Origin of the sequence: Salegentibacter mishustinae (genome assembly GCF_002900095.1) — a bacterium.
Lineage (GTDB): Bacteria > Bacteroidota > Bacteroidia > Flavobacteriales > Flavobacteriaceae > Salegentibacter > Salegentibacter mishustinae.
The window spans coordinates 1368714-1391752 of record NZ_LLKN01000002.1; the positions used below are offsets into that span (position 1 = coordinate 1368714).

Annotated in this window: 20 protein-coding genes; 9 read left to right on the forward strand and 11 right to left on the reverse strand. The window is 36.6% G+C overall.

From position 1 onward, the window contains the following. Window positions 1-227: 227 nt before the first annotated feature. The 3 genes from APB85_RS09150 to APB85_RS09160 are packed head-to-tail and all read left to right on the forward strand — an operon-like array spanning window position 228 to window position 3248. Window positions 228-1694, forward strand: coding sequence for a Gfo/Idh/MocA family protein (locus APB85_RS09150; protein WP_057483061.1), 1467 nt, complete (start codon window positions 228-230; stop codon window positions 1692-1694). A gap of 25 nt (window positions 1695-1719) precedes the next feature. Next, a complete protein-coding gene (locus APB85_RS09155; protein ID WP_057483062.1) occupies window positions 1720-2178 on the forward strand; it encodes a 3D domain-containing protein in 459 nt (152 codons plus the stop codon). Then, a complete protein-coding gene (locus tag APB85_RS09160) occupies window positions 2178-3248 on the forward strand; it encodes a transporter substrate-binding domain-containing protein (RefSeq protein WP_057483063.1) in 1071 nt (356 codons plus the stop codon). Before APB85_RS09155 ends, APB85_RS09160 begins: the two co-directional genes overlap by 1 nt. On the opposite strand, the gene APB85_RS17590 is transcribed toward APB85_RS09160, so the two are convergent. Beyond that, window positions 3249-3380, reverse strand: coding sequence for a hypothetical protein (locus APB85_RS17590; protein WP_262506276.1), 132 nt, complete (start codon window positions 3378-3380; stop codon window positions 3249-3251). A 151-nt stretch (window positions 3381-3531) separates the two neighbouring features. Here APB85_RS17590 and APB85_RS09165 point away from each other — a divergent pair, with 151 nt between their 5' ends. Both APB85_RS09165 and APB85_RS17305 read left to right on the forward strand, forming a co-directional pair. After that, window positions 3532-4410 (forward strand): NHL repeat-containing protein, encoded by an 879-nt coding sequence (locus tag APB85_RS09165; protein WP_146035377.1) that lies wholly within the window; start codon window positions 3532-3534, stop codon window positions 4408-4410. Window positions 4411-4471: 61 nt separating this feature from the next. Further along, a complete protein-coding gene (locus APB85_RS17305; protein WP_169929154.1) occupies window positions 4472-4627 on the forward strand; it encodes a hypothetical protein in 156 nt (51 codons plus the stop codon). A 107-nt stretch (window positions 4628-4734) separates the two neighbouring features. Here the strand turns inward: APB85_RS17305 and APB85_RS17310 are convergent, their stop codons facing one another. Then, window positions 4735-4890, reverse strand: coding sequence for a hypothetical protein (locus tag APB85_RS17310; protein WP_160319259.1), 156 nt, complete (start codon window positions 4888-4890; stop codon window positions 4735-4737). Window positions 4891-4980: 90 nt separating this feature from the next. Beyond that, complete coding sequence (locus APB85_RS09170) at window positions 4981-5625, reverse strand: hypothetical protein (protein ID WP_057483065.1); 645 nt, start codon at window positions 5623-5625, stop codon at window positions 4981-4983. Window positions 5626-5766: 141 nt separating this feature from the next. On the opposite strand from APB85_RS09170, the gene APB85_RS09175 reads away from it, so the two are divergent. Continuing rightward, window positions 5767-7104: an aspartate kinase gene (locus APB85_RS09175; RefSeq protein WP_057483066.1), complete on the forward strand. Its 1338-nt coding sequence runs from the start codon at window positions 5767-5769 to the stop codon at window positions 7102-7104. Between the two features lie 174 nt (window positions 7105-7278). Here APB85_RS09175 and APB85_RS09180 read toward each other — a convergent pair whose 3' ends face one another. Continuing rightward, window positions 7279-8520: a glycosyltransferase gene (locus tag APB85_RS09180; protein WP_057483067.1), complete on the reverse strand. Its 1242-nt coding sequence runs from the start codon at window positions 8518-8520 to the stop codon at window positions 7279-7281. 42 nt (window positions 8521-8562) lie between these two features. Beyond that, window positions 8563-10374, reverse strand: coding sequence for an SLC13 family permease (locus APB85_RS09185; RefSeq protein ID WP_057483068.1), 1812 nt, complete (start codon window positions 10372-10374; stop codon window positions 8563-8565). A gap of 136 nt (window positions 10375-10510) precedes the next feature. Between APB85_RS09185 and APB85_RS09190 the strand changes: the two genes are divergently transcribed. From APB85_RS09190 to APB85_RS09200, 3 genes are read left to right on the forward strand one after another with little or no spacing between them, the layout of a single operon-like run. Continuing rightward, window positions 10511-11005: a GreA/GreB family elongation factor gene (locus APB85_RS09190; RefSeq protein ID WP_057483069.1), complete on the forward strand. Its 495-nt coding sequence runs from the start codon at window positions 10511-10513 to the stop codon at window positions 11003-11005. Then, window positions 11005-12909, forward strand: a complete 1905-nt coding sequence (gndA, locus tag APB85_RS09195; RefSeq protein ID WP_201780901.1) for an NADP-dependent phosphogluconate dehydrogenase — start codon at window positions 11005-11007, stop codon at window positions 12907-12909. The genes APB85_RS09190 and gndA overlap by 1 nt, the downstream gene beginning before the upstream one ends. After that, a complete protein-coding gene (locus APB85_RS09200; protein WP_057483070.1) occupies window positions 12909-14255 on the forward strand; it encodes a GntP family permease in 1347 nt (448 codons plus the stop codon). The genes gndA and APB85_RS09200 overlap by 1 nt, the downstream gene beginning before the upstream one ends. Here APB85_RS09200 and APB85_RS09205 read toward each other — a convergent pair whose 3' ends face one another. The 6 genes from APB85_RS09205 to APB85_RS09230 all read right to left on the reverse strand — a co-directional run bounded on the left by APB85_RS09205 (window position 14256) and on the right by APB85_RS09230 (window position 22960). After that, on the reverse strand, window positions 14256-16823 hold the full coding sequence (locus tag APB85_RS09205; protein WP_057483071.1) for a carboxypeptidase-like regulatory domain-containing protein: 2568 nt from the start codon (window positions 16821-16823) through the stop codon (window positions 14256-14258). Window positions 16824-16840: 17 nt separating this feature from the next. Then, a complete protein-coding gene (locus APB85_RS09210) occupies window positions 16841-17359 on the reverse strand; it encodes a DUF4402 domain-containing protein (protein ID WP_083482233.1) in 519 nt (172 codons plus the stop codon). 10 nt (window positions 17360-17369) lie between these two features. Continuing rightward, complete coding sequence (locus APB85_RS09215) at window positions 17370-20984, reverse strand: hypothetical protein (protein WP_057483073.1); 3615 nt, start codon at window positions 20982-20984, stop codon at window positions 17370-17372. Between the two features lie 13 nt (window positions 20985-20997). Then, window positions 20998-21816 carry a fimbrial biogenesis chaperone gene (locus tag APB85_RS09220; protein WP_083482234.1) on the reverse strand — a complete coding sequence of 273 codons (819 nt, stop codon included), beginning with the start codon at window positions 21814-21816 and terminating at the stop codon, window positions 20998-21000. Window positions 21817-21897: 81 nt separating this feature from the next. Continuing rightward, entirely contained in the window at window positions 21898-22392 is a 495-nt protein-coding gene (locus tag APB85_RS09225; RefSeq protein ID WP_057483074.1) for a DUF4402 domain-containing protein, read from the reverse strand. Between the two features lie 91 nt (window positions 22393-22483). Next, window positions 22484-22960, reverse strand: a complete 477-nt coding sequence (locus APB85_RS09230; protein ID WP_057483075.1) for a DUF4402 domain-containing protein — start codon at window positions 22958-22960, stop codon at window positions 22484-22486. Window positions 22961-23039: the final 79 nt, after the last annotated feature.

Genomic DNA, 23039 nt, shown 5'->3' on the forward strand with positions numbered 1-23039 from the left:
AAAGGTACAGTTATTAAATGCGCTTCCAAATTGTGGCAGTTATAATCCCAAAATCTTTAAAAAACATTAACATTTCAATATGCATATATTCTCGAATGTTAGGTATTGAAAGACAATGGCTTAATATTAAAATTGGAATTTTGGTAATAAGTAAATACATTTATTAACTTAACTTTTAGAAAATTATAGCGTAAAACCAATCAACTACAATTAAATACTCCGAAAAGATGAAAGAAAAGCACACCCCAAAAACAAATTCCAGAAGAAGTTTTTTGAAAACCACAGCATTGGCTACTGCCGGAATTAGTATTATTCCCAGGCACGTTATGGGTGGTCCCGGGTTTTTAGCACCGAGTGATAAATTGGTGGTCGCAGGAATAGGAGTAGGAGGAAAAGGAGAGAGTGATATCAATAGTTTTTATCAATCTGGAAAGGCCGATATTGGTTTTTTATGTGATGTAGATAAAAGAAGAGCGGCAAATTCTATAGCTCGATTTCCAAAGGCTAAGTTTTATACCGATTACCGAGAAATGTTAGAAAAAGAAGCAAAAAACATAGATGCTGTTTCTATTTCAACTCCAGATCATGGTCACGCTGTACAGGCATTGGCCGCCATGGAGCTAGGTAAACCGGTTTACGTTCAAAAGCCTTTAACACACGATATTTATGAAGCCAGGCAACTTACCGAAGCTGCAGAAAAATACCAGGTTGTTACCCAAATGGGAAACCAGGGAGCTTCTGGTGACGGAGTTAGAAAAATGCGAGAATGGTATGATACAAATCTAATAGGAAAAGTGCATACCGTTTATGTTTGGACAGATCGCCCGGTTTGGCCACAGGGAATTCCCTGGCCAAAAGGAAAAACCACTGCGGTTCCTGAAGGTTTAGACTGGGATTTATGGTTGAATACTGCTCCCTATAAAAATTATATAGAAGGACTTGTTCCTTTTAACTGGCGAGGCTGGTGGGATTATGGTACCGGCGCACTTGGTGATATGGGATGTCATTTAATTGAGGCACCTTATCGTGTTTTAGGTCTGGGCCATCCAAAAGATGTTCAGTGTAGTGTTGGAAGTGTTTATATAGATGAGTTTAAGAGAGGGTATTTCCCTGAAAGTTGTCCGCCATCAAGTCATGCGGTAATGACATTCCCTAAAACCGAAAAAACCAATGAAGATGTAACTTTGCATTGGATGGACGGTGGAATTAAACCAAAGAGACCGGAAGAACTTGGTCCAAATGAAACCTTTGGCGATGGTGGAAATGGCGTTTTATTTATTGGTGATAAAGGAAAAATGATGTGTGGTACTTATGGAAGAAATCCACGTTTATTGCCAACTTCAAAAACCGATGAAGTTAATGTAGCCGAAAAATATGATCGCGTTCCCGGAGGAGAAGAAGGGCATTATGCACAATGGGTAGAAGGAGCAATTGCCGGTTACGGGAAAAAAGAGTTGAGTTCTCCTTTTGAAATTGCCGGACCTTTAACTGAAACGCTTTTAATTGCTAACCTGGCCATCAGAGGTTACGATGTAAGGAATGAACAAAAGCGCGCTAATGGAGATGTTTTTTATAATTATCCCGGGCGCGATATTAAAATGCTTTGGGATTCAGAAAATATGCGGGTAACTAATTTCGATGAAGCCAATCAATTTGTGCGCAGAGAATACCGCGAAGGTTGGAAGCTGAGCTAAAATAATAATCCAAAGAATATATCGTATGAAAGTTGGAGTAATTGTATACCTGGTAATTTTTTACTTCAGCTTTTCAGCTTGTAACTTTAATAATAAAAATTCTGATGAAACACCTACTGTTTGGGATACTTTAGAAGTTTCGGTTTCAGCATATAATTCGGTGAGTTGGCAAACGGGAGCCGGCGGTGCAAATATAACTGCCTGGGGAGATACTCTAAAACCCGGACTAAAAGCTATTGCAGTTTCCCGGGATCTTATAAAAAAAGGTTTAGATCACAATACGCCGGTTAAAATAGAAGGTTTTGAAGGGGTTTTTCGAGTAAAAGATAAAATGCATTATAGATGGAAAAATAAAATAGATATCTATATGGGTGAGGACGTCAAAAAGGCCAGAAAGTTTGGCCGTAAAAAATTAAAGATCTATTATGAGGTTCCACGAGATTCAATTTCAAATAATAACAAAACGCAAAACGAAAATTCTTAATGATTAAAAAATACTTTTTTCTATTTACCCTTCTAATTTCCAGTTTAAGTTTTAATGCACAGCAATCGCCAGATAGCCTGGATCTTTCCAAAAAAATGATAATTGGAGTTACGCCAACTCCACCATTTGTGATGGAGGAAAATGGCGAATATGCCGGTTTGAGCATTGATTCCTGGGAATTGATCAATGAAAAAATGAATTTAGATTATGAATTTAAGGAATATGGCTCTCTGGCCGAGCTTTTAAACGGAATAGAAAACAACGAGGTAGACTTTAGTATTAACCCGGTAACCGTTACCGATAATAGAATGAAGCGAATGGATTTTTCCCAGCCATATTTTATTTCGCATACAGGCGTGGCCAAAAGAAGTGAGTCCCAAATCTTTAGTTATTTAGGAAATCTGTTTAGCTGGAATTTTATTTCGGCAATTTTAATTTTATTGGCGGTAATCTTTATTTTCGGATTTCTGGTATGGGTTTTTGAAAGAAAAAAGAATGCCGAAGAATTTGGAAATGGTTCTCGTGGGATTCTTCAGGGATTTTGGTGGAGCGCTGTAACTATGACCACTGTTGGCTATGGAGATAAATCACCCAGAACAACCGGTGGACGTGTAATAGCGCTTATTTGGATGTTTATGGCTATAATAATTATTTCCAGTTTAACAGCAGGAATCGCTTCATCCTTAACCGTGCAAACTATGAACGATGAGATAAATTCTGTACAGGATCTCTCTAAATTTGAAGTGACTAGTGTAGAAAGTAGTAGTGCGCAAGAGCTACTAAACCTTTACAATATAGAACATAATGAAGTGATAGACGAAAAGGAAGGTATAGCATTGCTGGAAAACGAAGAAACCAAACTTTTTGTATACGATGAACCCATTTTACGCTATGAAATTAAGAGAAGGGGTCTGGAAGATGAAATAGAAGTTCTTCCCAAAACCCTTAAAAAAGATTATTACGGCTATAGTTTTCCTAAGAATTCTGTTTTAGTAGACGAGATTAATCCTGTACTTATCGGGGTTTTAAAAACTATGGAGTGGAATAGTATAATGAGTAAATACGAATAATTAACCCAATCCCAGGTAACCAAGAATTATCCAGAGGATTATAAATACCACGATTATTCCAAAACAACCACAACCACCGCCTAGTTTTTTGGCGCCCCAGCCGGCTAAAATAGCCCTTAAAATACTTTTCATAATAAGGATGTTTTTAGGTTAAGTCAATACTAATTTAGTTGAAAAGGCATTTTGAATTTTAGAATTAGCAAATATTTAGCAGCATGGGCGGGTAAACCTTAAATTCTCTAAAACTTCCAATTTTGTATCTTTATGAAAATCAAAACTTAATATGATGAAAATACATACATTCAAATTGCTTTTACTAAGCTTAATGATATGCAGCGGACTTTATGCGCAAAGCACGTCGGCTAAACTGATTAAGAAAGTTGAAGGTTTCAGTCATCCGGAATCGGTGGTTTTTAATCAAGATAAAAACGAATATTATATTTCGAATATGGCCGATAGGGAAGAAGGCGATGGATTTATCTCCAGGGTTTCTGCTGAAGGTGAAATTATAGAGCTAAAATGGATAGATGGCTTAAAAGATCCAAAAGGTTTGCTGATAAAAGACGATAAAGTTTATGTAACCAATAATAATGAACTTATTGAGATTAGTATTGAAGATTCAAAAATACTTCGTAGAATCCAGGTAGAAGGCTCAAAATCATTAAACGATATCACTGTTGATGCTGTTGGAAATATTTTCATTTCAGATTCAGGGAAGAGTGCTATTTATTTAATGCCTGGCGATTCAGCAAATATGATGATCCCTGAAGATAAAAATGGCGAAATAATTGAATATTTAGATAGCACGAGATTAGAATATGTAAACGGACTTTTTGCACAGAAAGATCATCTTTACGCAGCTGCCTGGGGAGAAAATAACGATGGTAATTTTCTGAAAGTGGATATGGATACTCGTGAAATCGAGAAAATATCAAAAGAAGGAATTGGAAATCTGGATGGAGTACAACCGGTTGGTGAAGATGCATTTTATATTTCAGACTGGGGTACAGGAAAAATTCATCTTATAAAAAAAGATGGTGAAATAGTTGAAGTCTTAACCTCTGAAAAAAGCGCAGGAGACATCTTTTTTGATGTTGAAAAAGATCAATTATTACTACCAATGAATCATCAAAACGCTGTTTGGTGGTACCAGTTGCAATAATTTATGATATTGTTATCAATTTCATATTTCTGAAATTTTATTTTTGATATAAACCAATCAAATGCAACTAAAGAAAGATAAAAACGATAAAGGGTCTGAAGATTATATCCTTAAAGAAAATAAGAAAACCAATTTTGGAATTGGCTTTATCATCACTGTACTTATTATTTTGATTATTGGTGTAGCGATTTCAGGATTCTACTTCGAATTGTGGTAACTAACTGGCAACATTCTAATCACAGTCCTGAAACTTGTTTATTAATCAATTTTATCAGTTTTAATTAAAGCTTGACAATAAGGTTGTTGTATCAGAAGCTCTTGTTCCTAGGACTTTTTATAAAATAACTTCCCACTTAGAAATAAAAAGGCTAGCGGGATCAAACCAATGGAAGCATATTCTTCTTTTTCAAGAAAACTAACAAAAAGAAGTATTACCGCTACAGCAAGAATCATTAAATTATCGAATGAATTTTTATTCATTTCTATGCAAATTAAAGATTAGATCAGTTAGAGTTGGTTATTTCAGACTTAGTTAAAGGTTTCGTTTTATAATTTTTTAATGGCTTACTATTACTTTTTTATTTCGTTAATCAGCAAAAATGCCTGGTTTACATATTCTTCTTCTAAAAAGAGCGCGAAATAATTCGAAGTAGAGATCATTTCGAAAATTGGAATCCCTTCGTAAGCCAACAATTTAAATAAATAAAAATAAAGCCCTACAAACTGCGAACTGTTTTTAGGTAGAGCAATGGTTATCGAAGAAAGTTCTTCTTTAATAGAGACGCGTCTCTCGCTTCTAAAACAATCTTCAACCAGGTTAGTAAGACTGGAAGATACCAGGATATTACTTTCCTGGTAATTACTGAAATAATTAAGGTAAACTCCGGTTTGATCCTTTACTGCATCCAGTAATCGGGCTTTATTAGCGATAATTGTGTTGGAATTTAAAAAAGTGTATTCTGTAATTCCAGATCTAACTACAATATCTCCCAACTCCCTTAAATGTTGCATATTTATTTTCGTCCTATGCGGCGCGTAACGGCGTAAAGCCATAATAATAGAACCCTGTTTTACAGGTTTCCGCATTTCTTTTTCTACCTGGGGCTGGATATCTTCTGCGAGTCCACTAAAATTTATAATATCACGTGCAATAGCATCATCCAGGAATGGTTGGTGCCTTATAATATCGTGAACACAAGTAGTTATCGTCTTCATTGTTAAATATTGTACATTTTGTGCAAATGTATATAAATTGAGAGATATTTTTTGTCGCAGGAAGCTTAAATTCTAATTATGCATTCAGTTATTTTAGTAACCAACTAAGTTAAAAACTGAAGTATAATAAAAGACTTAGCGATGAAAGTATTAAAGTTTGGTGGAACATCTGTAGGCTCTGTAGAGAGCATCAGGAATGTAAAAAATATTTTAGCATCCAGGGAAGGGAAGAAGGTTCTTGTTCTTTCTGCTATGGCGGGGGTGACAAATAAATTGGTGGAGATCACTGAACTTATTAAATCTGAAGATAATTTAGCAATTGCTAATATTATTGCTGAATTAAAAGAAAAGCACGAAAATACCATTGATTCACTTATAAATGAACCTGAGCTAAACATCCAGGCGAAGAACTTTGTAAGTAAAGTACTTAACAATTTAAAGGAGGTTTGTAAAAGTAATTATTCAGAAAGAGTTTATGCTGAAGTGGTTACCACGGGCGAAACCATGCTCACTTACATTTTCTCTACATTTTTAACTAATTCAGGAATTCAGAATAATTTTCTGAATGCTAAGGAATTTATGCAAGTCTCAAACCTTGAAAATCCCGATACTAATTTAGTAGGAAAGCTTTTTCAAAAGAGCATAGAAAACCTTGAAGCATCAGACATTTATATTACTCAGGGTTTTGTTAGATTAGATGCACAGAACTCAATTAGCACATTAAAAAGAGGTGGTAGCGATTATAGCGCAACTATTCTGGCTGCAGCGGTAGAGGCTGAAGAAGTCCAGATCTGGACTGATATTGATGGTTTTCATAATAACGATCCAAGATATGTTGAAAATACGCACGCGATAGCCGAGTTAAGTTTTGAAGAAGCATCAGAGCTGGCTTATTTTGGAGCTAAGATTCTGCATCCACAAACTATTTCTCCGGTTATAAAAAAGCAAATTCCGTTATTCTTAAAAAATACATTTACACCTGATCTTCCGGGAACAAGAATTTCCGCAGAGATCCACTCCCGGGGGCTTAAAGCGATTTCGGCAAAGGACGGAATTACCGCCATTAAGATCAAATCGAATAGAATGTTGATGGCACACGGTTTTCTTAAAAAAATATTTGAAGTCTTTGATAAGTATGAAACCGCAATTGATATGATTACCACTTCAGAAATTGCGATTTCCCTAACCATAGACGACGACAGGAATTTAAATGAGATCCTGGAAGAATTAAACGACTATGGTGAGATTACCGTAGAGAAAGATCATAGTATTATTTGTATTGTGGGCGAAGGCCTTATTGAAGATAAAAGCACCAGTCGCTTATTTGAATTACTAAATGATATTTCTGTGAGAATGATTTCTTACGGTGGTAGCAATAACAACATTTCTCTGTTGGTAGATACAAAAAACAAGGTGCAGACCTTAAAGGGTCTAAACCGAAAATTGTTTGAGGAGCGAATAATGCCTCAATTTGTTTGATTTTCTGTTTGTGAACAGGAGACTGTTCCTTTTGTGTAGTGAAAACCGCCGGTAGGCTAATTTTAACCGGCGGTTTTTTTATTTCTTGATATTCGAGATTGAATGCTCCGTCCCAAGTCGGGATGCCTCGAAATCAAATTATATTTTTCAATTCTAATGCTTAATGAGCTTGCTTTAAAGTAGTTTACTTTTCTCCTTTTCTTCTATGAATTTAGCCATAAAATAAGTGCTTCTATGCTGATGATGTTGTAGCATTCTACCCACAAAATTCTCTCTTCTGTAAACACTTATATTCTGAATAAGCTCAGCTAATTTTTTAGAAAATTCCTGTTGATGTTCTATTTTGTTAAATCTTGAATTAATAATTCTAAATCCATTTTCTATTGCATCTTTCCAAAGATTTTCCTCGGTATATAAACACACGGCTTTTTTTGCAAATTCTTGCTGATCGTTGGTGATATATCCATTCCAGGCTAAATCTCCTGGAATTCCTTCAGCTCCAATTGAGGTAGTTACAGCAGGTGTGCCGCATTGCATTGCCTGAATGAGTTTTCCTTTTAAACCGGCGCCAAATCTTATTGGTGCGAGACAAACTTTTGCATTTCGCATTATAGCTTCAGCATTTTCAGCCCGGCCTTTTACGATAAATCCTTCTTTCTCATTATGCAAATTCCAGACTTTCTGGGAGGGATAAGCGCCGTAAATATAAAGTTTCGCCCCGGGTACTTCCTTTCTTATCAATGGCCAAATTTCCTCTTTTAGATATAGAATGGCATTCCAGTTGGGTTCGTGAAGAAAATTACCAATACTTATAAAATTATTACGCTGTTCGAATCCAGGCAGGTTAATTTTCTCTTCTTCGGAAATGGGTTCCAGCTGGAAAGGAAGATAGTACAGAAGTTTAGAACTTATTCTAAATTCCTCTTGCAGTAATTTTATTTCAGCTTCCGAAATTATGAGACTAAGATCACAACGATAAATGCTCGCGATCTCCCTTTTTGTGATTTCGGCATCAAAATAAAGATCTTTTGAGTTTTTATTCTTCTTAAAAGCTTCTATTCTTGTTTTTCGTAAGAAATGAAGATCTTCCGTATCCAGAATTTTAATGGCTTCCGGACAATTTTCATCTACTCTCCAGCCAAATTGCTCTTCGGTCATAAATCGATCAAAAAGCACTAGATCTGGTTGAACATTTTTTAATAATTCATCAAATGAAGGATGATTCATTTTAATCACTTCAGAAGCAATATTCATTTTTTCCAGATCTACAGCAAATTCACTTCTGGCCGCGGTAGTTACAAAGGTGATCTTATAATTTTCAGCAAGAAAAAATTCCAGTAATTGAAGCATACGGCTACCGGCGGCAGAAGAATTAGGTTCGGGCCAAACACAACCAATAACAAGAAGACACTGCATAATTTTTTTTCAAAAATACCTGAAATTGTACCAGATTCCTAATTAAAAACTAGCAGAAAGCAGGAGGGAGGCTGTTACCCAAAGTACCAGAGATACAAGGCCACCAATAATAAAGAAATGCCTAAAGCGATAAATACCCATTCCGTAAATTATGGTATTTGTTTGGTAGCCAACCGGCGTAAAAAAGCTAAAATTGGAAGCAAATAGAACCGAAAGTATAAAAGGCTTAGGATCCATTTGCATACTAGCAGCAATACTTATTGCGATAGGTGTGATTATAATTGCCGTGGCATTGTTAGAGATAAATCCGCTTAAGATCATGGTTACCAGAAATAAAATTCCAATAATAATAGTATCGGTTTGATTTTCAAAAACCAGCAGTAATTGATCTGAGATCCATTGGTCTGCACCGGTATTATTCATAGCCACACCCAGGGGAATCATCCCTGCCAGCAGGAAAATAATTTGCCAGTTTACCTGCTCATAGATCTTACCAAGGTCTATACATTTAGTGAAAATCATAAGAAAGCAACCAATAATTGCGCTTTTTAATATTGGGAAAATAGAAAATGCAGAGAGTCCAATAACCACTAATAAAATTCCTAAAGAAAGATATCTTTTTGTGACTGTGGTAACTTCAATATTTTTATGCTGTTGCAGGATAGTGACGTTTTCAATTTTTTGCAACTCTTCCAAAGCGCTTTCGCTAACTTCTACCAGTAAACGATCTCCAACCCTTAATTCAATTTCATCCTTTCCACGGTTAAAAATTCTTCTCCTCGGGTTTCTAAAGTTTCTACGTTTTCTAATGGCTAGAGGAACAGCCCCGTGAAGATCGTACCACCCCACTGTTTTAATACTTTTACCAATGAGGGGAGAGTTTGGTAACATTAGAATTTCTACTACCTGTACGTTTTCCTCCAACTCTTCAGAATCGATAATAGGATCTGCCAGTTTCTTATTGTCTTCTTCTTTAATTACGGTAAAACCTTCTGCATCTTTTAATTTTAATAAATTTTCAAGGTTGCAACGCAATAAAAGTTGATCTCCGTCTTTAAGCGTGGTAAATTTTCCTGGCCAGTCATTAATAATTCCATTTCTCTTAAGTCTCAAAACTTCAATATCGTCTTCATCAGACAAAAAGCTTTCTCCAATACTCTTTCCAATCGCGCTGGAGTTACTTTTAATAATTACTTTGGTGATATATTCATCCAGATTATAGTCTTCACTAATTTTTGTTTTTTTGCTTCTGGGCAGGAATTTGATCATAGAGCTCACTACAACTATGGTAATTACCATAAAAATTACACCATACCAGGTAAATTCAAAAAAGCCAAAGCGTTCTACACCGCGATCTATTGCTACAGCATTCACAATAAGGTTGGTAGAAGTACCCATAAGCGTGCAGCTTCCTCCAATAATTCCGGCAAAAGAAATAGGTAAGAGTAATTTTGAATTTGGGATATCGTACCGGGCAGATAACTCTGTAATAATTTTAATAAAAACAATCACCACGGCCGTAGTATTGATAAAAGCTGAAATGCTTCCTGCAATAAACATAAAAACAGGAACCATTAGAAAAACGGGGAGCACTCGTAAATTTTTGAGGCCGCTAGCCAACCAGTCTATAACTCCGTTGGTTTCCAGCCCAATGGCGATAATCATTAAAGCCAGCACGGTGATAGTTGCAGGACTTGAAAATCCTGAAATAGCTTCTTCGGGACTTACCAAATTTGTGAGTAAAAGCGCTGCTAGAATAAAAAAAGCAATTTTATCTACAGGAAAGACTTCCAGGGCAAATAGAATGATCACCACAATTATAATCAAAAACAATATGGCTATCTCGAGGCTCATTATTTAAATTTATGAAATAAAAATAAGCGAATAGCCAACGTTTAAAAGCTTCTTCTGAAATATTTATGATTTATTAAATGCAGATAATTTTTCATCGAGCCTTTATAATTGCTATTTTGAAGCTTAAAACAGAAAGATGAGTAGAGGATTTGTTAAAGAAGACGACCAGGAAGAAGCTCCAATAATTCCGCCCAGAGCGGCGTTACCGGCGGGAGAAACAAATTATGTTACGCCAAACGGTTTAAAAGAATTAAAAAATGAAGAAGAAGCGCTTATTGAGGAAAGAGCCAATCTTGATAAACAAAATGATACCGAAAGAAGAAGGGCACAGGCAGTTATAGACGGAAAACTAAAACTTTTGCGGGAAAGAATTAGTACTGCAAGATTATTAAAACCGGAAGACCAGCCTGCAGACGAGGTTCGTTTTGGTGCATTAGTAGAATTATTACAGAATGGAAATAAACAGGAGTTTCAAATTGTAGGTGTAGATGAAGCCAATGTAAAAAAGCAAAAGATCGCTTTTGTGGCACCTATTGCTAAAGCCGTTACGGGAAAGAAGGTTGGCGATAAAGTAGACTTTAAACTGGGGGAAGAAATTCGAAAGCTAGAAATTCTAAAAATAACCTACTAATGGCGGTATATGTTATGATGGGCGTTTCTGGATCTGGTAAAACTACCATCGGAAAATTGCTTGCAGAGAAACTAGATCTGCCCTTTTACGATGCCGATGATTTTCATCCTCCGGAAAATGTGGAAAAGATGAAAAACGGGATTCCACTGGAGGATAAGGATAGAAAAGGTTGGTTAAAGGTTTTGGCTCAAAACATTATAAGGTGGAACAAAAATGGTGGAGCGGTATTGGCTTGCTCAGCTTTAAAAGAGAAGTACCGAAAACAATTAACATCAATTCCTGAAAAGGAATTGTACTGGATTTTTCTTCAGGCGGAATTTCAGGTGATCTTAAACAGGTTAAAATCCAGAAAAGGACATTATTTTAAGCCTGAAATGCTCAACTCTCAATTTGAAACCCTGGAAGAACCAACTTATGGATTAAGAATTAACGTAAATACTTCTGAAGAAAATATTTTAAAAGAAATTATGGCGAATTTAAATCTTCCCGAAGCAGAAATCGGGCTTATTGGTCTTGGAGTAATGGGAAAGAGTCTTGCTCTAAACCTGCTTTCAAAAGGTTTTAAGGTATCGGTTTTTAATCGGCACGTTCCCGGTAAAGAAGAAGGTATCGCTAAAGATTTTGTGCAGGAAAACGCTGAAAAATTCATCTTTAAAGGTTTTGACGATTTACAGGATTTTGTGAAATCACTACAACGCCCCAGGAAGATAATATTAATGGTAAATGCCGGCGCTGCCGTTGATACAGTAATAGAAAACCTGCTTCCTTGTTTAGATAAAGGAGATATCATTACCGATGGCGGTAATTCTCATTATAAAGATACTTTGCGGAGGGAACAGGCTTTACAGGAGCAGGGAGTTCATTTAATGGGCTGCGGTATATCTGGCGGCGAAGAAGGAGCTTTAAAAGGCCCCTCTGTGATGCCTGGTGGTTCTGTGGAAGCCTATAAGCAATTGGGGCCATTTCTGGAAAAAATAGCGGCCAAAGATAAGAATGGAAATCCATGCTGTACCCATATAGGACCAGACGGCGCCGGGCATTTTGTAAAAATGCTGCACAATGGAATTGAGTATGGCGAAATGCAACTTATTGCTGAAATTTATCATCTTTTGCGCTTTTATACCCAAATTAATCCTGAAGCGATAGCCGATCTTTTTGAAGTCTGGAACAGAGAAATGAAAAGCTATTTGTTAGAAATTTCGGTGGATATTCTTCGGAAAAAAGAAAATGAAGGTTTTCTTATAGATAAAGTCCTGGATGCTGCGAAGCAAAAGGGGACAGGTGGTTGGTCTACTAACGCAGCTTTAGAGCTTGGAGTGCCTTTAGATACAATTACGGCAGCGGTTTTGGCCAGGAATATTTCAGGAATGAAGGAAATTCGAATAGAAGCTTCGAAATTATATAACCCCTCAAATAATCAAGAAGGGAAATTAGATGAGATTAAAGAAGAATTATTTCGCGCCTATAAATCAGCGAGTATTATTAATCATGCAATAGGTTATGATCTTCTTCGAGTTGCGTCTTCAGAATACAACTGGAAGCTCAATTTATCAGAAATTTCCAGGGTTTGGACCAATGGCTGCATCATAAGATCTGGCTTAATGGAAGATCTGGTAGAAGTTTTTAAAGATTCAGATGCCCATTTATTACTGGATAAAAATATGATATCAGCAATAAAACAGTATCAGGCTTCATTAACCAATATAGTTGCTACCTCATTGCAGGCGGGTTATAGCGTTCCGTTCTTATCAGCTGCCGCGAACTACCTATTAAATTTTACTTCAGCACAAAATGCAGCAAATATGATACAGGCGCAACGAGATTATTTTGGAGCTCATACTTATGAGCGAAACGATAAACCGCGAGGTGAATTTTTTCATACCCAATGGAAAAGCAATAATTAATGGAACTACAATTACTCTTTGCTGTTTTTGCCGGAATCGCTCTTTTGCTATTCCTTATTTTAAAATTAAAAATACAGGCATTTTTATCTCTTTTAATTGTTTGTATAGCCGTTGGAATTTTTGCAGGAATGCCCGCTACCGAAATCCTGGAGACTATGAAAGACGGGATGGGAAGCACACTTGGCTTTGTAGCGACGGTAGTTGGCTTGGGGGCTTTATTTGGTGGAGTTTTAGAACAATCTGGTGGTGCACAACGTTTGGCTTCCTTCTTACTAAAGAAAACCGGTGATAAAAGAGCACCCTGGGCAATGATGGTTACCGGTTTTGCAGTGGCCATTCCCGTTTTCTTTGATGTTGCTTTTATTATTTTGGTACCCGTAACTTATGCCCTGAGCAAGAGAACAGGAAAATCGCTTTTGCTATATGCATTGCCTTTATTGGCCGGTTTGGCAATTACTCACGCTTTTATTCCGCCAACTCCGGGACCAATTGCGGTTGCCGATATTCTGGGAGCCGATTTGGGCTGGGTAATCGTTTTTGGTTTCCTGGCAGGAATTCCCGCCGCAATTATCAGCGGACCTATTTTTGCTCGTTTTATTTCAAAAAGAATAAAAATTGAACCAAAAACATTTTCTGAAGAGATTGAATACGATGAAGAAAAAGCACCATCCCCGGGACTTATTATTTCTATAATTCTAATTCCTATTTTCCTAATTGTGGCAAATACTTTAGTGCAAAGTCCTTTATTTGATGGAGTTTCAATTCCGGGAAGTATTTTATATACCATAGAATTAGTAGGACATCCTTTTTCAGCTTTAATTATTGCGAATCTTATTGCCTGGTATTTTTTAGGTGTTAAACGAGGAATGCAAAAGGAATTTTTAAAGAAAGTGGCTACAAAATCTTTTCAGGCAGCAGGAATAATAATCTTACTTACCGGCGCCGGCGGTGCTTTTAAACAAATCCTGATCAATACCGGTGCTGGTGAAATGATTGCTGATGCATTAAACAATGCCTGGTTTAATCCTTTGCTTTTTGGATTTATTGTAGCAGCGCTGGTGCGGGTTTTACAGGGATCTTCTACCGTAGCTATGATCACCGCTGCAGGTATTACCGCACCCGTTCTAACAGGTGGTGAGTATTCTATGGCCCAAACTTCACTAATTGTTATTGCGATTGCCTCAGGAGCTTCAATATTATCTCACGTAAATGATAGTGGATTTTGGTTGGTGGGACAATACTTGGGACTCACCGAAAAACAAACTTTTAAAACCTGGACGGTAATGACCACCTTGATTGCGGTTGTAGGTCTTTTAGTTTCCCTAATTCTATGGTTTTTGATCTAATTATTTTTCTTCGATAGTAAATTCAAGCGTATCTACAATATCACCGTATTCATCTACCTGAATTTCGAAATCTATGGCGTTCATGGCTTTGTAACCAAGTTTCTGCATTTGAACAGGATCAATTTCAGCGGTATAATTCCCTGGTTTTAATCCCAGGTAAGTAAAGTAACCGTCTCCTTCAGTTAAAATTTCTTTTACAATGCTTCCGTCTTCATCTATAATATTCACTGTAATTCTACCCTGGCCACGAAGGCTGTTACCTTCTTTAAAATAAACCATCCCTGCAACTTCACCTAAAACTTCTACAGGAACTTCAATTTCCTGGAACTGGTTTGGAATGGTATGCACTTTTATCTTTTCATTCTTAACCTTCCACGCAATATTATCCAGGCTGTTTGGATCAACTTCCAGGATGAGATCAATATAGGGTTGAAGTTCGGTAATTCTAAGTACCGTTTCGTCTTCATTATAGGAAAGCCTGCCAGACATGTTTTTAATTTCCATTCCACTTACCGCAGGCTCCATAGGATCTCTTTTTCCATTGGTATTATAGTCTAAGAACGGAATAATACTTAATGCGGCTTTAGACATAGCAGTACGATTATTCGCCATTATATAGCCTGTATTGTCGTCTAACAGTAAACTTCCGCGAGCAGATTGTACAAAAGAATTATTTCTATTCCCAAGCCTTGAAGTTACCGAGGTTTCGGCAAAATTGAAAGCATACCTTAAACCGACTTCAAAAATATGAGCGTTTCGCAAAAGATTGTTTTCGTAAGCAAAATTGACAAAACCCTGCTCAAAAACCGGGCGTTCTATTTCAAGAATTATATTATTAAATTGATTTCGACTAAAATCATATTGTACTTGTGGTGAAAAAAGGAATTTATTCGGAAGCCTGTAATTCTGAGAAAGTGAGGTATAAATTGTGGGCTCCTTTACCCGATCATTATAAATCCCGTAAGTAGTTAGGTTTGTGCTAATACCCATTATTGCACCAGAAAGTAATAATTGAGCTGTGGTAAACTCGGTAGTAGGCATAATGATCTGGTTTACACTAAACCGACTAAACATCGAGAAATTTTTAGCTCGAATAGGTGCCGAAAAGCTTATTTTTCTTTCTTCCAGGTAATTAAAATTAATTGCGGTTTGATCTTCATCATATTTTATATAATTAAGGTCTACCTGAAGATTCCCCGGGGTTCTATAACTCAAAATCCCTTCTCCTTTAACGCCATGCATGTATTCACCCGTAAAGAGAAAATTTGAAGCAAAACGAATGGAAGAATTTACAAAAGGCATCACTTCCCCACTGGTAACACCGGTAAGATATTCTGCTCCACCACCTATAGTTACAGCATTACTTAATCCGTAATTAAAATTTACGCGAGAAAAGCGATTTAAATCATCATTTTCAACGATTCCTGCGCTAAGCGTATATTCCAGTTCATTTTTAGGAACAAAATTATACGGAATATTAATTACTCTTTCCTGAATTCGTTCTTCCCCGTATGGGCCGTAAAATCGGAGGCTCACCGCGGTGTTTCCATACATTAGCGGAACATCAAAAGTATAGAAACCCGAGGCATCTGCCTGGGTAAATTCAACTAAAACATTATTCACATACAATTCTACCGTCCATCGAGGTTCGGTATAATCGTTAAGCACATAGATTCCAAAAGACCTGCGGTTTTGAAATGGGCTATTGCTAATTTGTACACCACTAACCGGCGCAAATAGAGAAGAGGTAGCACGAGTAAAAATTCTACCTGCTGTTACCTGTTTAAAAATTTTACTTTCATTATTTATATAACGCCATTGGTAAAATTGGTTTCTGGAATCAAAAGGAACCCGAGTAGAATAGTTAAGCATGAGGTTGGTTTCCCCACCTAAAAACATCGTACCAAGCCCTAGAGATAGACGATTATCATCTTCAAATTCACTTTGCTGTGTAGTGACTACACCCCAATCTAGAGCACCTCCCTTAAAAAAAGGATAGCGCCTGGCCATGGTAGTATCGGGCTCTATAATACCTTTTACGCGATTAAGATTCTCCCTTACTTTTTTAAGTCGCATTTCTTTTATAACAGGCAGGTCTTTTTCAGTCTTCATAGTTACTGAGAGACTTCTAAATGAAAAGTTTGTGTTTAAGCCGAAAATTTGCCCAAAAAGATTTGATTTCAAATAGAGGTTTAGCGGTGTTTTTATGTATTGCTCATCACTAAGACCAAATTCCCGGTCTTTATAAAGAATTCTATTCTCTGAAGGGTTTATAACGTAAGAAGAATCGGGATTAATAATAAAGCCTTCTACACCATTCTCGGTTTCTTCGTTCTTGATCTTGAGATAATCAAAAAGCTCTTTAACAGGAATATAGGCATCCTGACCTTTAATAGCGATTGGAATTTCTATCACACCAAGATCGGGTACATTCATTTCTACGCTTAACTCATCGTATTCAGGAAAATCTTCCTGGGCCGTTCCCGGAAGAGTAAAGAATACTAAGAATATGAATAGTGAAAGTTTTATGTAAAACTCAACAGTAAAAGCGCAGGGTAGTGTTTGCATCAAGCGAAGCGTTCTTGCTATTGGTGAATAAAATTAAGCGTAAAATTTCCAAAATATGTGCCCGGCAGGTTACCTGAATTATCGGATGGAATTCTTAAAGTTCCACCTACAAAAATTTCGTTAGGAGTTTGAGCATTGGGAGCCTGGGTTACAAATGTTCTTTGACCGGTGCTAAAACTATTGATAAAAAGTTGAATTTGGAGCCCGGTCTCCTGGTTCTCTAAAGTGAAGGGTCCCATATCTTCAATTTGAATGATTGTACCCGGATTGGCATAAACATCGAATAAAGCTGCAGATACGGGTTGACCGAAATTCAGTTCAAAAATATCCCCATCTACGCTGCGCTGATCGTCATAGCTTACCGTAACATTTCCGCCACTATTTCCAGCCGTAAATGAACCAAAATTAAGGTTTCTGGAAGTTCTTACTTCAACTTCAATGGGAATAGGAGGATTCTCCTGAGCGCTAACTTCCATTACTGAAAACGTAAATAGCAAGAGCCAAAAATAGGTTTTATTAAAACTGAAGTTATACATATTGTTTTCTCTACTTTTTTATGACTACTTTTTTGGCGTGTCTTTCTTTACCTACCTGAAGGTTAATAATATATACTCCGTCACTGGTAATACCATCAAAAATCACCCGGTCTTTTCCACGCCCTTGTTTAATTTGGAGTATTTGCCCGGTAATAGTACTCGCTCTTAAAATTCCTTGCTGGCTTTCTTCTAAATTTAGCTCTATCACTACATTATCATTTTCAACTTTAACATCAAAAGGTTCATTAAACGCAATTGCCGGACTTGGAACTTCTTCTTCAGAAAACATTAATTCGAACCTGGAATTATGGGTTCCTGCTTTAATATTAAAAGTGTATTCAGGATCTCTATTTAAATTCTGACCGATACTTTTTACGTGATCGATTAAATAAACATTAAAATTCGGATTTAAATTTTCTATGGAGGCTAAGTTGATTTGCATCGGGCCATTTTGATCAGCTTTTATTCCCAGTGGAATTTTTTTATAACTCCTGCTTTCCGGAAATGGAATTGCATTAATCGCGAGTTCTTTTTTATCTGTGGTAATATTATAAAAACTGGGTACTGCAGGATCTGTATTCATTAATTTATGAGCATCCATTTCTTTTTCAAAATTAGGAGTGGCATACGAGGAAAAATAGATTACCATAGCATCTTTTCGGTTAGCTCCTTTAAAACCTGCTTCTAAACGAAGAAGTGATTTTTGCTCGGTAATTTGCGCCCTATAGAATTCCTGATTAAAATTGTTTGTACGCACCCTGTTATCCATTCCAAAACTACCGGTTATCAAATCCTGAGTATCAGAATCGCTAACCTTAATAAAAAAGCCCTGCATAGAAGGAATAATATTCTCTGAACTGCCATCTACATTTGAATAACCAGTGGAAATATCGTTAACAAATGCAGTATATGTACCGGTGTATTGGTTATCATCACTTGCGGTAAAGAAATAAATTCCATTATCAATATTATCTCGAGTCCATCCATTGGTGGCATTCCAATCTATTGGTGAAGGGTAGGGGTTCCCTACTAAATGAAAACCTTTGGTATATTTGCGATGATTGTTTTCTAATTGTCCGGAAGAAATTGGTCCATTATTAACTTCTCCAATCAATTCTATGGTTTGTGGAGCAGAAAAAGTACCGAAGTTTAGTGCATATCCTTCAGAAATATTCAAGGTGTTAGTAGGCTCGATGTAAGCTTCCCATCCCGTGGCATCAAGGTCCAGACTGTCTACTCTTCGGTTTTCTTCATATCTATAAAAATGTGGAAAACCACTTTCAGGATCTGAGAAATCCATAAAAGGAGCAAAATCGCCTACAACCGAATTTTGAAATGGCGAACTAAAATATTTATAGCCAAAGGCTTTGTCCAGGTAACGCTGCATACTCACCAGGCCAATTACTTCTCCATTTCCGCTACCGTCTATAAATGCAGTTTGGTTTTCATTTGAAATTAAGGTCAATTCATTTCCGGTATCTAAATTTCCATCCTCAACTTTTAAAGTTCCTGTAATTTCAATAATCGCCTGGGAAGTTACTCCCAAAGGATTGTCGATTTGTAGATTTTGTATTAGATTATTTTCAAAAGCTGAATTTGGAATGATCTGCGCTGAAGTTCCTTCAAAAGAAACGCTTCCGGTTTCGGTATTTAGAATTCCATTATTAGTCAAATTCCCTGAAATACGTAACCAGTTATCAGTTACTTCTACACTCGCATTATTTTCAATCGTTAAATCTTTAGATAGGGCATTAGTTCCGGCAGAAATTTTGGGATAATTTCCTGAAGCTAAATTTTCGGGAATTAAGACATTGGTTTCTAAAGTTGGTAGGCTATTGCAACTCCAGTTATTGGTATTGTTCCAGTTGGTGTTCTCGGTGCCGGTCCAGGTGTTTTCAGTTTCACATAGATTTTGTCCAACATTCAAAACTGCCACCTCTGAGATAGAAATACAACCATTTTCATTAGTTGCTAAAAGTCTGTAACGTGAACCATCTTCAGGCCAATATCCTACAGTGATAAGTTCCAGTTTTTCGGTTTTGGTGCCGCTGTAATTCTCACTATCATTGATATCGTACCAATTTGAACTATAAGTTTGCCATTGATAAGTTATATTGTTACCAGAAACTTGAGTTTCAAAAATAGCATTTTCACCGAATGGGGTAGTGATATCCTGAGGTTGCCTAGTAATTATAGGATTGTTATAAACACTTAAACTTGCAGGATTGGAATAGACACTACAGTTTTGATTAGAAACTTCTAACCGGTATAGATTCTGATCAAAATTTACAGGGGTTTTTACAATATCCAGTCTTTCTCCATTCACATTTTGATAATACTCGCTATTAGAGATATAGCTCCAGGTATTTCCATTATCTTCACTAACCTGCCACTGGCGTTGGTTGTTTGATGTATAAGTTTGAAAGGATATATCATTGCCTTCACAAACTACCTCATTTTTAGGCTGAGTATAAATACCTTGTGGAGCTTTATTCACTGTTAAAAGAGCAGAATTCGAAGTAAGGGTATAACCATTTTCAGCAGTGATTTTTACTCTAAATCTTTTGCTATCTAACCAGGTTTCACTAGCATTCACTATCAAATTAGCAGTTTGCGTATTTTGAAAATACGTATTATTACTGATATCGAAGAAATTCTCAGAATTTCCTCCATCGTTTCGCTGCCATTGATAAGAGATAATTTTACCTTCAGCTTTTACATTAAAATTAACCTCATTATTTTGGCAGATGATTACATTTTTAGGTTGGTCAACTATTTCAATCGGTTTTACAACCCTTAAAACAGCAGAATTTGAAATAGAAATTTTACAATGATCATTACTTCCCTGAACGATAACTCGATATTGTTTTCCCGAATCTTCTAATTCTGGATTATTAATTTGGAATTCAAATTGATTTTCCCCAGGAAGATTAATCCAATTACCTTCATTATTTTTTGTTTGCCATTGGAAGGATTCAACATTTTGAAGATTAGCTTCGGAAGCAGTAAAAATTGCATTACTCCCTAAAAAAATATTTTGATCATTTACCTTTAGATCATAACAATTACTAAGTTCAAGTATATCATCAGGAATATCAGGATTATTTATAAAATCATCCTCAGTCCCGTACTCGCACTCCTGCTCATTAATTTCGTTAGTATTTCCTAAATAGTCTCCGCAGGTAGTAAAATCACTACCCCAATTATCCACTTCACCATAAATATAAATATTTCCATCGTCTACATTTAATTCTCCCTGATTAGAAGAACCTCCTTTTATAAAGTTACCGTGGATAATTAAATAACTGGATACTGATAATTCAACCTGATTGGAAGCATCTAAATCGCCAAAAATGATAACTCTGGCATTAGAACCCATTTTAAATTGGGATTTGTTTCCTCCCATTATAAAATCTCCATCAACTACCAGGGTTCCATTCACAGTTAAAACTGAATTGTTTGAGGGTAAAGACACATTATCATATCTCTCAAAACCATTAATAGTGTAAGAATTATTTACATTTAGATTATTCTGTGCGAAACTAAATAATGAAAAAAACAAAAAAACCACCAGAAAAAATCCCGGCTTAAAATAAGAGGAAAGTTGAGGGTAGTTTTTTTTCATACGCCTTAAAACCCTAAAGTTCTATTTCTCTAGTAGCTAAAGTGTCTCCTTTATCTTCAGAATAGCTTACTTTTAGAACTCCGCCAGTCAAATCTACTTCGGCAGCGTTTCTAAGTTCAAAACTGAAATACCTCTTGCTGTTTGGGGTGTAAACTGAAACTCCCTTTACCATCCCAACTTCGGTTTCGGTACCATCGGGGGCAATATGAGTAGCGGTAAGATTCCCGTAAACTGACATGTTTCCGGAGCGATTAATAACTAAAGATAGTTTTGGATTCTCTCCTTCGGTATTTAAGGAAAGCTCATTTAGATCAATTTGGGTAGTAGATTCTCCTTCACGTATAATAATTGGAATACTAATCCCAAATACGGTTTTGATATTGATGGAGATTCCTTCGCTTTCTTCTGTTTCTTCAGCGCCAAGGGCAGTTTGCTCCTCCACAGCTCGAAAATACATATGCGAACGGTATTCGCCCTGTTCTAAGTTTCCGGTTCTGGTTAATTGAACACGGATGGTTTGGGCCTCATTCGGCGCTAAACTAACACGACGTGGGAAATACCTTAGAAAATCTTCGGCAAAACGCTGACCATCTTCTTGCTCTTCTACCTGTTCAAAATTTCCTTTTTCGGTCATTTTATAATTCACAAAAGAAATGGCATATACAGCCGTATCGCTACCGGTATTGGCAAGGTTTATTTCCTGGGAACGTTCGGAACCGTCAAAGACCAAACGTTTAGGCATAATCATAAGATCGCCTTGCGCGTAAGTGCCCAATCCTGAAAAAATAAAAATGAATAATAAGAGTAGGGGGCTAAGTAGTTTTTTAATCATATCCGTGGGGCGGGATTTTTATGTTATAATGTTGGTTTCAAAGATAATAAATAAGAATTTGCCTGTTAAGGAAATCTAAATTTAATTATAAGAAACCGTCACGTTAAAACCGGAGGAATTCGTATAAAAGCCGGAAGTCTGATTAGCTTCCAGGTTTAAAGTACCACCAATTTTAATAATATCGGTTACATTGCCTTGCTGGGGAGCAACCGTAAATTGATCTATTGTAAGAATTTGGTTAGGATTTTCCTGGTTGTATAAAGTGAATTGTTCGGGCAGCGTAATGGAGTAATTGTTATTACCGTGGGTTACCACTGCTTCTGCAGGATTTACCGTTCCAGGAATAGAGTTGGAAATCTGCACTCCGTAAGCAACCCGTGAACCATCTGGCGATAAAATCACCTGGCCGGGGTTATAAGCACTAATTACATTTCCAAAATCAAGGTCTACTGTTTTATCAATTTTAATAGGATCTATAACCGTTGCCCTACTATTTACCGTAGCGGAAGCTGAATTTTGCGCATATACGCTAAATCCGAATAAGCTAAAAAATAAAATGAAAAGATAATTTTTCATTGTGATTTTTGTAAAAACGATTAGATAAAAATTAGTTTAAACTAAAAAACGCCGCCACAGGGGCGGCGTTTTCTATATAAGTTAATATGATTTATTCGTAAGAAACAGTTACCTGAAATTCACCTGTATAATTTCCAGTAGCTTGTCCGTTAGCAACTGTTAAAGTAGCACCAACTCCAATTGTTTGAATTCCCCCTGATCCAGTTGGGTTTGCTCCAGCGTTATCTGTAAATGAATCTACACTAATTTCATCATCGCCACTTTTTAGCGTAACAGTAGTTGGTAGAGTCACAGAGTATGCGTAGCCATTTGCAGCAGTAACATCAAAAGTAGCAGCTTTAGGTGTAGTTGTTCCTATTTGTGATAGGCCTGAAGCGCTTCCATCCGTAGCTACGACTACGGTACCAGCTGTATTATTTGCAACTTTTCCAAAATTTAAATCTTCCTGTCCTTCAATTGTAATTGGGCTAACAATATCAGCGGATGCTTGAGCAGTGCCAGTAGCTTTCTCTTGCGCAAAAGCAGTTCCAGAAATAAGGGCTAGTAGGATAAAAGTAATTTTTTTCATTTTAATTGTATTTATTTTGATTTGGGTTCAAATGTTTAACACTGCAAATATGGGGGTAAACCCTCACACGAATGAAACT